Origin of the sequence: Aeromonas veronii bv. veronii (assembly GCF_000820225.1) — a bacterium.
Lineage (GTDB): Bacteria > Pseudomonadota > Gammaproteobacteria > Enterobacterales > Aeromonadaceae > Aeromonas > Aeromonas veronii.
The window spans coordinates 407,452-421,080 of the sequence record NZ_CDDK01000018.1 but is presented as its reverse complement, the minus strand read 5'-3'; the positions used below and the strand labels follow the sequence as shown (position 1 = coordinate 421,080).

Annotated in this window: 7 protein-coding genes, 1 tRNA gene and 1 other RNA gene; 5 read left to right on the top strand and 4 right to left on the bottom strand. The window is 59.8% G+C overall.

From position 1 onward, the window contains the following. Nucleotides 1–15: 15 nt before the first annotated feature. Both BN1139_RS08185 and BN1139_RS08180 read right to left on the bottom strand, forming a co-directional pair. Nucleotides 16–363 carry an RnfH family protein gene (locus BN1139_RS08185; protein ID WP_005353535.1) on the bottom strand — a complete coding sequence of 116 codons (348 nt, stop codon included), beginning with the start codon at nucleotides 361–363 and terminating at the stop codon, nucleotides 16–18. Continuing rightward, nucleotides 356–790: an SRPBCC family protein gene (locus BN1139_RS08180; RefSeq protein WP_005334496.1), complete on the bottom strand. Its 435-nt coding sequence runs from the start codon at nucleotides 788–790 to the stop codon at nucleotides 356–358. Before BN1139_RS08180 ends, BN1139_RS08185 begins: the two co-directional genes overlap by 8 nt. Before the next feature lie 169 nt (nucleotides 791–959). Here BN1139_RS08180 and smpB point away from each other — a divergent pair, with 169 nt between their 5' ends. The 5 genes from smpB to fdhF all read left to right on the top strand — a co-directional run bounded on the left by smpB (nucleotide 960) and on the right by fdhF (nucleotide 12,439). Then, nucleotides 960–1,448, top strand: coding sequence for an SsrA-binding protein SmpB (smpB, locus tag BN1139_RS08175; RefSeq protein ID WP_005334498.1), 489 nt, complete (start codon nucleotides 960–962; stop codon nucleotides 1,446–1,448). Between the two features lie 166 nt (nucleotides 1,449–1,614). Then, nucleotides 1,615–1,974: a transfer-messenger RNA gene (ssrA, locus tag BN1139_RS20920) on the top strand. A gap of 294 nt (nucleotides 1,975–2,268) precedes the next feature. After that, on the top strand, nucleotides 2,269–6,513 hold the full coding sequence (locus tag BN1139_RS08170) for an ATP-binding protein (protein WP_005353538.1): 4,245 nt from the start codon (nucleotides 2,269–2,271) through the stop codon (nucleotides 6,511–6,513). Beyond that, nucleotides 6,506–7,717, top strand: coding sequence for an EAL domain-containing response regulator (locus BN1139_RS08165; protein ID WP_005353540.1), 1,212 nt, complete (start codon nucleotides 6,506–6,508; stop codon nucleotides 7,715–7,717). Before BN1139_RS08170 ends, BN1139_RS08165 begins: the two co-directional genes overlap by 8 nt. Before the next feature lie 531 nt (nucleotides 7,718–8,248). After that, entirely contained in the window at nucleotides 8,249–12,439 is a 4,191-nt protein-coding gene (gene fdhF, locus BN1139_RS08160; RefSeq protein WP_005353542.1) for a formate dehydrogenase subunit alpha, read from the top strand. Between the two features lie 157 nt (nucleotides 12,440–12,596). Here the strand turns inward: fdhF and BN1139_RS08155 are convergent. Further along, a tRNA-Thr gene (locus BN1139_RS08155) sits at nucleotides 12,597–12,672 on the bottom strand. 89 nt (nucleotides 12,673–12,761) lie between these two features. Continuing rightward, complete coding sequence (locus tag BN1139_RS08150) at nucleotides 12,762–13,502, bottom strand: phosphatase (protein ID WP_005353544.1); 741 nt, start codon at nucleotides 13,500–13,502, stop codon at nucleotides 12,762–12,764. Between the last annotated feature and the right edge of the window lie 127 nt (nucleotides 13,503–13,629).

Genomic DNA, 13,629 nt, shown 5'->3' with positions numbered 1-13,629 from the left:
AGAAAAACCTGAGCGCTACTCGCGGTGCTTGCGATGCACATCGGGGCGACCACCGGTCACGCTATCGGCTCTCCCCTCCTCTTTGGCCTTCTCGGCGCGCTTTTTGCGCATCTCGCGGGGATCGGCGATGAGCGGGCGGTAGATCTCGATACGATCCCCGTCGTGCAGCGGTTCGCTCCCTTTCACCGGGCGGCTGTAGATACCGAACTTGTTGACCGCCAGATCGATCTCGGGGTGTTTTTGTACGATGCCGGACTGCTCGATGGCCGCCAGCACGCAGGTCTCGGGCGCCACCCGCAGGGCAATCACCGTCTGCTGCTGCGGCAAGGCATAGACAACCTCGATATTGAGCTGGTCAGACACCGTATACCTCCTTCGCCCGGTTGGAGAAGGCGGAGACCATGGAGCTCACCAGATCGCGGAATACCTGACCAAAGGCCACCTCGATAAGCTTGGAGGTAAACTCGAAATCGAGATCAAACTCCACCTTGCAGGCGTCGACATCGAGCGGGGTAAAGGTCCACCAGCCCGCCAGCTTGCGGAACGGGCCATCCACCAGCTCCATCCTGATCTGACGGTTCACATCCAGCTGATTGCGGGTAGTAAAGGTCTTGGCAATCCCCGCCTTGGCCACATCGACCGACGCCATCATGTAGTCATCGCCAGCCTCGTGGACACGGCTGCCGACACAGCCGGGCAAAAACTGCGGATAGGCATCCACATCGTTAACCAACTTGAACATCTGTTCTGCACTGAACATCACCAGGGCACTGCGCGTAATTCGGGGCATGGCTTTTCCTCATCCAATCGGCGCGATTTTATCACCATGTTTGGGGTTGTGGAGGTAAAACCTAAGCCAAACCGCTCAGAAAGCCACCACTTGACCTGCTGCGCGTTTTACAGCCGCCCCTGCCTACGTATAATACGAGCCTCCTAGTCATTGCCGGAAATCGCCCGTCATGAGCAAAAAAAACAGTAAAAACAAAGCCGGGTCCAGCACCATTGCACTCAACAGAACCGCGCGCCACGAATACTTCATCGAAGAGAAGATCGAAGCGGGTCTGTCCCTGCAAGGGTGGGAAGTCAAATCCCTGCGGGCGGGCAAGGCCAACATCAGCGAAGCCTATGTCATCTTCCGCGATGGCGAGGCCTATCTGTTCGGCTCCAGCTTCCTGCCACTGCAAGCGGCCTCCAGCCACGTGGTATGTGACCCGACCCGCACCCGCAAACTGCTGCTGAGCCGTCGTGAACTCGACAAGCTCGAAAGCCTGATCGCCCGTCAGGGCTACACCATAGTTCCCCTCGCCCTCTACTGGAAACAGTGCTGGGTCAAGGTCGAGATCGGCCTGGTGAAGGGCAAGAAAGAGCACGACAAGCGCGAAGATACCAAGGCCCGCGAATGGGATCGGGAAAAAGCTCGCATCATGAAGAACAAGCATCGCGGCTAACCCACTACTGGCAGGATCAGAACGCCAGTTCACCTTCCCCCGGCGCAGCTGGCTCTTCAGGCTCAGCTGCGTACAATAAATCGGCAAACAGACTGGCTGCCAGAGGGAATGGGTATCAACGCCTTGCTATGACAGCATTTTTGCGTACAATCGCAATTAACAACTTGGGGCTGATTCTGGATTCGACAAGATTCACGAAACCCAAGGTGCATGCCGAGGTGCGGTAGGCCTCGTTAATAAACCGCAAAAAAATAGTCGCAAACGACGAAAACTACGCACTAGCAGCTTAATAACCTGCATAGAGCCCTTCTACCCTAGCTTGCCTGTGTCCTAGGGAATCGGAAGGTCATCCTTCACAGGATCGTGTGGAAGTCCTGCTCGGGGCGGAAGCATTAAAACCAATCGAGCTAGTCAATTCGTGGCGTGTCTCTCCGCAGCGGGTTGGCGAATGTAAAGAGTGACTAAGCATGTAGTGCCAAGGATGTAGTAATTTTGGACGGGGGTTCAAATCCCCCCAGCTCCACCAAACGTTTGGAAAGGGCCACCTCGCAAGAGGTGGCCCTTTTTATTTGTCCATGTCCATGTTGTTTACCGATATCAAACTGGTTGGATTTTTTCCAATATCCCCCTTGAACTGGCCTTTGGCAAAAAAAATCAGGCGCATCACCGCGCAGGCTTTATCATCAGGTTGCCATCCCGGTACTAGCCGGACTCACAGCCGCACAGTGGCATGTCGTGGCCCAATATTGAGTAAATTGAAGTTGGCCGCTGCATTTTAAATGCACTTACAATACGCCCCCAATTTTGTTGGATTCTTGTGATGCCCAGTCAATGTAATCGTCTCTTCCTGTTTCTCCTGCTACTGCTCTGGGGCGTGGCGGCGCACGCCATTACCAGTCTGAATGAAGACGAGTTTGATCTGTCTGAGCGCGCCTGGCTGTCATCACACCAGGAGCTGGTCATCGGCATGCCGATGATGGGTGATCCTCCATACAGCTATAAAGATGCAGATCAACGCTTTACCGGCCCAGTCCCCGATATTGCGCAGCAGATTGCCAGAACGCTCGGGTTGACCCTGCGCTTCAAGGTTTACCCCTCCTACGTGGATGCGCTGACCGGGCTTGACCACGGCGCAATCGACATGCTGGTGAACGACCAGCCAAGCGAACAATGGCGATCCAATATTGTCTCCCTCCCGTTTTTGCTCTCCATGCCGCGCGGCGTGCTGCTCAACAATGGCAAAACGAAGTTGTCACGACAGGATGCCCATGGTTTGCACTGGGTATGTGTCACGGGAGTCAATGCTTGCAGTGAATTGAAAAAACTGGGATTTCTCCGTGTGACCGAGGCAGAGAGTCGCAGTGAAGCAGCCTTTATGCTCAAAAAGCGCATGGCTGACGCCTATCTTGCCGACATGCCGTCACTGGTGATGGTGAGAGATCAGCATCCCAAGGCTGGCTTCACCATTGCCACTCCGGAATGGGTAAGCGGCACGTCTCTCTCCATCAATATGCACAAGAGCGACCCGGCACTAGTCAGCCTGGTGAGCAAGGCATTCAACGAGATACCGGTTGAAGATCGTCGTCACATGCTGGCCGCCACTACGACTAGCCAACATGCGGACTCAGGAGCGGTGAAGTCTGTGCAGTTTACCCCTGAGGAGCAGGAGTGGCTCAACCAGCATCCTGAGCTGACTTACGGCGTCTCTCCGGACTGGACCTCCATGAGCGAATTCAATTACCGGGGCAGGCTGGTCGGTTATGTGGCGGACCTGATGGCGCTGATGCAGCAAGTCTCCGGGCTGAAGTTCTCTCTGGTTCGCACCAATAGCTGGGGTGAAACCCAGAATATGCTGAAGCTGCGGCAGATCGATTTTATTCCGGCCATCTCCCCCAACCACGACCGCGGCCAGTTTGCGCTGTTCACCCCCGGCTATCTGTTTGTCGATCGGGTCGTTATTGCCCCCAAAGGCAGTACCGATATCACCGATCTCTCACTGCTGCGAGGGAAACGGGTCGGCATGGTGCATGGCTCGCTGGATAAAGATCTACTGACCCACATCGGCGCCCATCCGGTAGAGGTCAACAATGACAACCGCTTGCTGGAGCTGCTGGACACGGGCGATGCCGACTACGTGATGGTCACCCTGCCATCCATCAACAAGCGGGTGAGCGAACGCTATCAGGTGGTCTATGCCGGCAAAGACTTGCGCCTGCCGGTCGCCATGGCTACGCGCAAAGATCCCATGCTGCAGCGGATCCTCACCAAGGTGCTCTATTCGATACCGCCGGAGGAGCTCAATAAAGTGGAGAGACGCTGGCTCTCCATGAGCGTGCAGACCGGCATCAATAGCGAAACAGTGCTGTTCTGGTTCGCAATGGGCGGCGCGGCAGCCACCCTGCTGTTTGCCCTGTTCTGGGCCTGGAACCGTACCCTGAAACGGGAGATCGTGCAGCGACAACGGGCCGAGAAGACGCTCAATGAACAGTTGGTGTTCATCCAGACCCTGCTCGACTCCCTACCCAATATGGTGGCGCTGCGGGATCGCGATCATCGCCTGACCCTCAGCAACCGGGCATACCGCGAGCTGTTTGTCGGTGATGGGGAAGAAGGTGATCACTGGGGCTATATGACCGAGGACGAGCGGCAACAGATGCTGCGCGAGGAGCGTGCGGTCTGGGAAACCGGCGATATCTTCGAAGGATCGGGTTATACCCAACGCGAGGGGGATGTTCCCCTTCACGTGGTCTACGTCAAGTTGCCCTATCGCGCAGCAGACGGCGCGATTCAGGGGGTGCTGACGGTATTGACCGATGTCAGTGCCCTCAAGGCCGCCGAAAACAAGGTGCGGGAAGTGGAGGGCAGGCTGCGGGACATCACCGACAGCATGCCGGGTCTGGTTTATCAATATCTCTGGCAAGGGGCCGGCAAGGGGCAATTCCTCTATCTGTCCCAAGGAGCCAGCGACATTCTCGGGATGACCCACCAAGAGTTGATGGCAGCCGAGTCTGGCGGCGTGATCCTCGGCTTGAACGACGAGGCGTTGGCAACCTTTATCGATAAGGTGGCCAAACATGCGCAAACCCTTGAGCCGCTCGATATGGAGGTGCTGGTGCCCTCTGTTCAGGGGGAGCGCTATATCCAGATCCGCGGCAACTTTGTGGCGCAACAGGGCCATGATCGCCTGCTCAACGGCGTGGTGCAGGACATCACCGCCATCAAGCAACAGGAGCATGAGCTGCGTGAGGCGCGCGCCGCGGCCGAGCAGGCGATGCAGGCGCGCAGCCTTTTTCTGGCCACCATGAGCCATGAGCTGAGAACCCCCATCTCGGGCATGCACGGCATGCTGGAGCTGCTGCGCATGAGCGAGCTCAATGATGACCAGCGCTATCTGCTGCGCAATGTGGAGAGCTCGGCCAACCACCTGCTCTATCTGGTCAACGATATCCTCGACTTTTCCAAAATCGAGGCGGGTCAGCTGCACCTCAATCGCCAATCCTGCCGTCTGCAACCTGTGGTGTGCGATGTGATCCGCGGCCATGCCGCACTGGCCTACAGCAAGGGGCTGAAGGTCACGCTCCAGTGGGAGGATCAACTCCCCGACCTGGCCGATATCGATCCGGTCAGAGTGGGCCAGGTGGTTTCCAATCTGCTCAACAATGCGGTGAAGTTCACCGAGCAGGGCGCCATTTCGATCCAGGTCAGCTGTCACGACCAGCAGCTGGTTATCGCGGTGACGGATACCGGCATCGGCATCGCCGAAGAGAAGCAAGCGAAGCTCTTTACCCCGTTCGAGCAGGTGGAATCCGATATCAATCGCCGCTTTGGTGGCACCGGTCTGGGCCTGGCCATCTGTGATCAGCTGGTGAAGAAGATGGGCGGCACCCTGACGGTCAAGAGCCAGCTCGGTGAAGGAGCCTGTTTCCGCTTCAGTATCCCGCTGCTCAATGTCCTGTGGGAACCACCCGCACTGGCGGGCAGCGAATGGTGGTGGCTGGGTAGCGATGCCGCCTTGCAGGCCACCATGGCACGGCTCGGCGCCCAGTTGACCCCCCTCGATATCCACCAGCTCACCGCCGATCTCGACGGCCTGCTGTTGGCGGAAGAGGCCGCGCTGGAGTCCAGCCTGGGGAGCGATTGGCACACCTTGCTGCAGTCCGGCACTCTCAAGGGGGTCATCCTCTCCCCCCGCGAAGCGTTGCGGGGACGCATGGGCTCGGAGAACTGGTGGCGCCTCGGCCAATCCCCCCTCTATCCTGATCTGTTGCTCGAAAGCTGCCGCGAGCTGATCACCGGGCGAGCCGTGACCACCCATGCCGCCAGCATCGAAAAACTGGGCGGGCGGGTGCTGGTCGCCGATGACCATCTGGTCAATCGCGCCCTGCTGACCCGTCAACTGGCGATTCTGGGAGTGGAGTGCGAGGTAGTGGAAGATGGCGAGAAGGCGTTGCGCGCCTGGCAAACCCGGAATTTCGCCCTGCTGATCACCGACTGCCACATGCCGCACATGGATGGCTACACCCTGACACGCCGCCTGCGGGAACAAGGGGAGCAGGCCCCCATCATCGGCGTCACCGCCGATACCTCGGAGGAGGCGGCAGCCAATATGGCGGCAGCCGGCATGAACGACATGCTGTGCAAACCCTATTCGCTGGAGTCACTGCGCCAGATGCTGCTGCGGTGGTTGCCCGCGACTACGATCACAGAGAGAGTGCCCGCACGACAGGCCATCAATCTCGACATGCTCGGTCGCTGGCAAGATCTGTTTGGCGATGAAGAGATTGCCAAAAGCATGGCAAGGGAGTATCTGGCCTCCAACCGGAAAGATTGCCACGCTATGATGAGCGCACTCTCCTCCGATGATAGCCAGGAGCTGGTGGAGATCGCCCACCGCATCAAAGGGGCAGCCAGAATGGTCGGGGAGCTCTCCCTGGCCGAGCAGGCGGCGCAACTGGAATCGGCGGCCCGCCTCAAACAGTTGAGCGAGCTCGCGCTGCTGACACAGAGAGTGGAAGAACAGATGAACAATATTGAACGTGAAATGGGATTGTGGCTCGATGAGTAGAACGGCAGACGAGTTGGTCATCATGGTAGTCGAGGATCATGGGTTTCAACGCAAGACCCTGATGCACCAGATCCGGGCGCTCGGTTATCAGCAACTGCTGGAGGCCGCAGACGGCATCGAAGCCCTGGCGCTATGCCAGAGCCACACTGTCGACATCCTGTTCTGCGATCTGCGGATGCCCGGCATGGATGGCATGGCGCTGCTGCGCCGCCTCTCGCTGGGTGGCTTTCGGGGCGGCATCATCCTCTCCAGTGCGCTGGAAGATGACGTGGTGGAGGCCGTGCTGCGGATGAGCGCGGCCTATGGTCTCCATGTGCTGGGTCGCATCGAGAAACCCTCCAGCCCGCAGCGGCTGCGCCAGTTGATCGACTCCTGGGCACCCAAGTCGGCCCCCTCGGGCAAGGACGATGGCCTCGTCCTCTCGGTGGACGAGCTCAAACGCGCCCTCGACAACGACCAGCTGTTGCCATGGTATCAACCCAAGGTCGGCTTTGCATCCGGCCAGTGGGTGGGGATGGAGGCGCTGGCCCGCTGGCAGCATCCGGAATATGGGCTGATCTCCCCCGGCATGTTTATCCCGCTGGCGGAAAATAACGGCCTTATCGATCAGCTGACCGATGTCATCATCAACAAGTCGCTGCAGGATTGCCATCTGTGGGGCCAGACCGGTCTCTCCCTCAATCTGTCGATGAATCTCTCCACCACCTCGCTGATCGAGGGGGATCTCTGCCACTTCCTGATCAACCAGTGCCAGCGTTGGGGCGTCAATCCCGAGCTGATCACCCTGGAGGTGACCGAAAGCTCGTTTGTCGAGGATATCGGCAAGGCACTGGAGGTGCTGACCCGGCTGCGGATGCACGGCTTTGGCCTCTCCATCGATGACTTCGGCACCGGCTACTCCTCGATGCAGCAGCTGGCGCTGCTGCCCTTTACCGAGCTCAAACTTGATCGCTCGTTTGTCGATCGCTGCTATGCCGACCCCTCCCGTCTGGCCATTATCGAATCGAGCATCGAGCTGGCCCGCAAGCTGGGGCTGAAATCAGTCGCCGAAGGGGTGGAAGATGTGCAGACCTGGCAACTGCTGGCCAAGCTGGGGTGCGATATCTGTCAGGGCTTCTTCACCGCCCGCCCGATGCCGCGCAGCGAACTGCAGCACTGGCACCAGATCTGGCAAGCCCGGCTGCCCACCCTGATATCCGGCTGATCTTCCGCAACCAACCCTTTGGGCCAACAGGGCGCCGATCGGCCGCGTGAATGGCCGCCTTGGAAAAGGTGGCCATTTTCTTTGTGTCGGGCTCGCCACTCAGCATGCCCGCCCCCTATCCACCAACCTTTTATCCAACCGAGTGCCCCCCCCTTTGCTCTGCATGCGCCGCATGCCTTCATCAGAGCCACCATTTATGCAAAATAAGTTGCATCACAAATGGTGCTACTGGCGGATCACGCCTACCGCTAGCGAGAGCAGCCTCTCTTCTACCAGACGCATAAACTGACAATAAGACAATGAATCTCTTGCTTTAACAGGAATGATTCTCAACGATGCGCCGAGGCGATGAGGTAGACAAGGCAACCTGAAATCGTTTTCCCTTTTGAACAATAAGCTGTCTAAAATCAAATAAAGTTGTAAATAATCTTTGTTATGGTGAGCGTATAGCAAGCGGCCTCCCTGTCGCTTCCCCTGCTGGCTCCGCCAGATGCAGCATTTTCTGCGCCTTGAAAGCGAGTTTATGACGCCATGATCACCATCACCCTCGATGGGGCTCAGTTGACGGTTGACCCGACCAGAACCCTGCTCCAGATAGCCAAACAGCACCAGACTGATATCCCCTCCCTGTGCGGTGACAACACCAGCGGCCCCCAAACACCCTGCGATCTCTGCGTGGTAGAGATTGCCGGTCTCGGCATCCGCCGCGCCTGCGAGACGCGCCCCGAGGCAGGGATGGTGATCACGACCAAAAGCGAGGACCTGAGCACCCACCGCCAGCAGGCGCTCGGCCGCATCCTCGCAGATCACTACGCCGATTGCGAAGCCCCCTGCCAGCGCGCCTGTCCGGCCGGGGTGGACATTCAATCCTATCTGCACCATATCGCCATGGGGGATCACGAAGCGGCGATGGCCGTCATCAAGCAGACCCTGCCAATGCCCCTCTCCATCGGCCGGGTCTGCCCTGCTTTCTGTGAGGCGGAGTGCCGCCGCGCGCTGGTGGATGAACCGCTGGCTATTCGTCAGCTCAAGCGCCATGCCGCCGATCGCGATCTGGCCGAGATTGCCCCCTATCAACCAGCCAAGAAGCCCGCCAAGGGCAAGCGGGTGGCCATTATCGGCAGCGGCCCGGGCGGCCTCACCTGCGGTTACTATCTGGGTTACGAGGGGTTCGAGGTCGATCTGTTCGAGGCGATGCCCGAAGCGGGTGGCTGGCTGCGCTACGGCATCCCCGAATACCGGCTGCCCAAGGCGATCCTCGATCAGGAGATCGCCCTGATGTGCCAAAGCGGCATGCGGATCCACACCAAGCAGCGACTGGGCCACCAGCTCACCCTCTCGGCGCTGTGCCGCGACTATGATGCGGTCTGTCTGGCGGTTGGCGCTTCCAAGGCGGTGCCGATGGATTACCCGGGCAGCACCCTGGCCGGTTGCTATCTCGGGGTCGATTACCTCAAGGATCGGATGCTGGCCAAGCGGCTCACCACCGGCAAGAGGGTTGCTGTGATCGGGGGTGGTAATACCGCAATCGACTGCGCCCGCACGGCGGTCAGGCTGGGGGCTGAAACCACCCTTATCTATCGCCGCACCCGCGCCGAGATGCCCGCCGAAGCCTACGAAATCGACGAGGCGGAGCACGAAGGGGTGCGCTTTTTGATGCTCACCAATCCGGTAGAGAATCTGCCGGATAGCTGTGGTCGCGTCTGTCAGGTGCGCCTCGAGAGGATGGCCCTCGGCGAGCCGGACGCCTCCGGTCGCCGCCGCCCGGAGCCCACCGGCGAGTTATTCCTTGAAGAGTTTGATACCGTGATTGCGGCAGTGTCGCAGCAGCCGGATCTCAGCTTTATGGAAGGGGAGCCCCTCACCCTCCCCTTCACCCGCTGGCAGACGCTGGAGTCCCACCCCGAGACCATGCACAGCGGCCACGGCAACCTGTTCGCCATCGGCGATCTGCGCCGCGGGCCCGCAACCGCCATCGAGGCGGTTGCCGATGGTCGCAAGGCCGCGCTGGCGATCGATCAGTTCCTCCACGGTGACATGGTCGATCCGGTTCGCCCCTTCAACGCCTGCAAGGCACCCACACTCAAGCAGGTCGATCCCGCCCAGTTTGCTCACCTGAAAAAAGTCGCCCGCACCATCATGCCCCATCTGGCAGAGAAGGATCGCGAGGGCAGCTTTGCCGAGGTGGAGCGCGGGCTGAGTGATGCCGATGCCCGCAGCGAAGCCAGCCGCTGCCTCGAGTGCGGCTGTCAGGCCAACACCGATTGCGCGCTACGCGACTACGCCACCGAATACAAGGTCGAGCAGAGCGCTCTCGATACCAGTCAATGCCAGAAGTTTGCAGTGGATAACAGCAGCGAATTTATCGTCTTTGATGCCAACCGCTGCATCGGCTGCGGCCAGTGCGTGCAGACCTGTGGTGAGCAAGCGGTGCAGGGGGTGCTGCGCTTTGCCAAGAACAGCGATGGCACCCTCTCGAACCGGCCACAGTTCGACACGGGACTCTCGATGGGCGACTCCCACTGCGTGCAGTGCGGTGCCTGTGTACAGGTCTGCCCCACCGGGGCCCTGGTGGATGCCCGCGACAAGTCGCAGGGGCGCACCGAACTGCTCACGCCGGTCAATACCATCTGCACCTACTGCGGGGTCGGCTGCGGTGTCACCCTCTACGTCGATGAGGAGCGCAACCGCATCCGCTATGTGGAGGGGAACCGCAACTCACCGGTCAACCAGGGGCTGCTCTGCGTCAAGGGACGCTTCGGCTTTGACTTTATCCAGAGCGAGGAGCGCCTCACCACCCCGCTTGTCCGTAAAAATGGCGAACTGGTGCCCGCTAGCTGGCAGGAGGCCATCGCTCTGGTGGCCGAGCGCTTCACCGCACTGCGCCAGCACTATGGCAGCGATGCGCTGGCGGGTTTTTCGTCGGCCAAAACCACCAACGAAGAGAACTACCTGTTCCAGAAGTTCATGCGCCGGGAGCTGGGCACCAACAACGTGGATCACTGCGCGCGGCTCTGCCACGCCTCCACCGTCACCGGGCTGGAGGCGTCACTTGGCAGCGGCGCCATGACCAACGACATCCCGAGCATTGATCACTCGGATCTCATCTTCATCATCGGCTCCGACACCTCGGCGGCCCACCCCATCATCGGCTCCCATATCAAGCGGGCCGTCACCATGGGCAAGGCGCGGCTGGTAGTGGCCGATCCGAAGCGGATCGAGATGGCGGACCATGCCAGCCTCTATCTGGCCCACCGCCCCGGCACCGACGTGATGCTGCTCAACGGCCTGATGCAGCAGATCATCCAGAACAACTGGCACGACAAGGCCTATATTGCCGATCGGGTGGAAGGGTTCGAAGCGCTGCAAGCGGAGGTGCTCTCCCCCGCTTATGCACCGGACAAGGTGGCCCTCGTCACCGGCGTACCGGCCGAGCAGGTGATCGAGCTCGCGCGCCTTATCGGCACCGCCGAACACACCGCCGTCTACTACTCGATGGGGATCACCCAGCACACCACCGGCCACGACAACGTGCGCGCCATCGCCAACCTGCAACTGCTATGCGGCAACATCGGCATCGAAGGGGGTGGCATCAACCCGCTGCGGGGCCAATCCAACGTGCAGGGCGCCTGTGACATGGGGGCGCTGCCCAACTGCCTGCCCGGCTATCAGAAGGTGGCCAACCCCGAGGTGCATGCCCGCTTCGTGGCAGCCTGGCAGCAGCCAGACTTGCCGCGTACGCCCGGCCTTACCCTCACCGAGACCATAGATGCCGCCTGCGCGGGCAGCATCAAGGGGCTCTACGTGATGGGAGAGAACCCGGTGCTGAGCGATCCGGATCAGCACCACGTCATCGAAGGGCTCAAGCAGCTGGAGTTTCTGGTGGTGCAGGATATCTTCCTCTCGGAAACTGCCCAGCTCGCCGATGTGGTGCTCCCCTCATCCTCCTTTGCCGAGAAGAGCGGCCACTTCACCAACACCGAGCGGCGAGTTCAGCGCATCTCCCCCGCCCTCAATGCACCGGGCGACGCGCGGGAGGATTGGTGGATCATCCAGCAGATCGCCAACGCCATGGGTGGCGACTGGCGCTATCAACACCCGAAGGAGATCACCGCCGAGATCTGCCAAGTCACCCCGCAATACGCCGGCATCCAGTGGGACAAGGTGGGAGCGCAAGGGCTGCAGTGGCCCAGCAACGATGCGGCGCCCGAAGGCACTCGCCTGCTCCATAGCAAGCAGTTCACCCGTGGCAAGGGGGAGATGGTCGCCACCCCGTTCCGCTATGCCGCCGAACTGCCCGATGAGACCTATCCCATCGTGCTCACCACCGGCCGCCTGCTGGAGCAGTTCCACACCGGCACCATGACCCGCAAGACCAAGGGGCTCGACAAGCTGGCAGGCCCGCGGGTGATGATGAGCGTGGTGGACGCCGAGCGGTTGGGCATCAGCAACAGCGAGCGGGTGAAAGTCACCAGCCGCCGTGGCCATATCGAACTGCCCACCTTCGTCACCAAGCGGATGCAGCCGGGTGTAGTCTTTATCCCGTTCCACTTCGCCGAAGCCCCGGCCAACCGGCTCACCATCAATGCCACCGACCCCCACGCCAAGATCCCCGAGTTCAAGGTAGCTGCGGTGCGCATCGACAAGCTGGAATCCCCGTCGCAAACTGGAGTGCTATCCATGCAGAAGGAGCCAGCCAAGCCAGACATCGAGGTTCCCTGAGGGGAATAGCAAAACCTGCGTAGCCGCCTGCCGGGAGGGTTGGACCGCTGCCCCTTCCCCTTTGGGGTTGCGATAGCAAAAGAGGGGGATGAGAAGGGTCACCAGCCAGAAAGCACAAAGGGTTAGCTTCGATAAGAAGCTAACCCTTTGTTTTATATGGTGCCGATAAGGGGAATCGAACTCCTGACCTTCGCATTACGAATGCGCTGCTCTACCAACTGAGCTATACCGGCTTGTTGCTCTCCACATTCATAAAAAATGACCGGCAAGTCAATTGAGCTAGCTCGATTTTATGAGTTGGCTCATGGTGTTAGAGCCCGATTTACAGATCGGCAAACTCGGGGATATGGGCCCGGCCGCGGCTTTCGAGAAATTCGAGCAGGGCGCGGGGGGAGCGCACCAGGATCCGCTCTTGCGGGAAGCCCGCTTCGGTCACCAGACGGTGGCAGTGGTCAAAATCGCCAAGGGTAAATGCCACGTGGGAATCGGAGCCGAAGGTGAGATAGGCCCCCAGATCTCGCGCAGCTTCGACTATGGCACGGCAGTTGCCTTCGCTCCCCGGGCGGGAATGAATGAAGGAGGAGTTGTTGATCTCCAGCGCTACCCGATAGTCAGCTGCCGCCTTGACCACCGCCTGAATGTCGATGGGAAATGAAGGGTTGCCCGGGTGGCTGATCATGTCGACCCGACCGCTCTTGATGGCGTTGATCATCGCCTGAGTATGGGTTGCCTGATCGCAGGGAGGGAATACCTGCTCATGAAAACCCGCCATGATCATGTCGAGGCGCGACTCATAGCGCTCGGGAAAATCGATCTCCCCGTCGAGGTTTTTGATGTTGGCCTCGATACCCCGCAGGATCCCTACCCCATCCACCACTCTTGGCAGTATTGGCAAGTTGGCAAAGTGCCAGACATGAGGGGCATCGGCCATCTCGGGCCCGTGATCCGTGGTGGCAAACAGCTTGATCCCCTTGGCCCTGGCTATCGGCAGATAGTCGTGGATGGTGCTGTAGGCATGGGTGCTGGCAATGGTGTGAGTGTGGGTATCGACCGGGTACTTCATCTTCTCTCCCCTCATATTTTGAAAGGGCAGCATAGCAAAGAGCGGCAGCGTGGGCCACGACAGTGCTTGCCACACTTTGTCACAAAATACCGCGAAGCTGACATAGTCTGAGGGGCTCTGGCTGGCA

Excerpts from the sequence above, each read along its gene's own strand:
- BN1139_RS08180 (WP_005334496.1), bottom strand. The coding sequence starts at position 790 with ATGCCCCGAATTACGCGCAGTGCCCTGGTGATGTTCAGTGCAGAACAG.
- smpB (WP_005334498.1), top strand. The coding sequence starts at position 960 with ATGAGCAAAAAAAACAGTAAAAACAAAGCCGGGTCCAGCACCATTGCA.
- BN1139_RS08170 (WP_005353538.1), top strand. The coding sequence starts at position 2,269 with ATGCCCAGTCAATGTAATCGTCTCTTCCTGTTTCTCCTGCTACTGCTC.
- BN1139_RS08165 (WP_005353540.1), top strand. The coding sequence starts at position 6,506 with ATGAGTAGAACGGCAGACGAGTTGGTCATCATGGTAGTCGAGGATCAT.
- fdhF (WP_005353542.1), top strand. The coding sequence starts at position 8,249 with ATGATCACCATCACCCTCGATGGGGCTCAGTTGACGGTTGACCCGACC.
- BN1139_RS08150 (WP_005353544.1), bottom strand. The coding sequence starts at position 13,502 with ATGAAGTACCCGGTCGATACCCACACTCACACCATTGCCAGCACCCAT.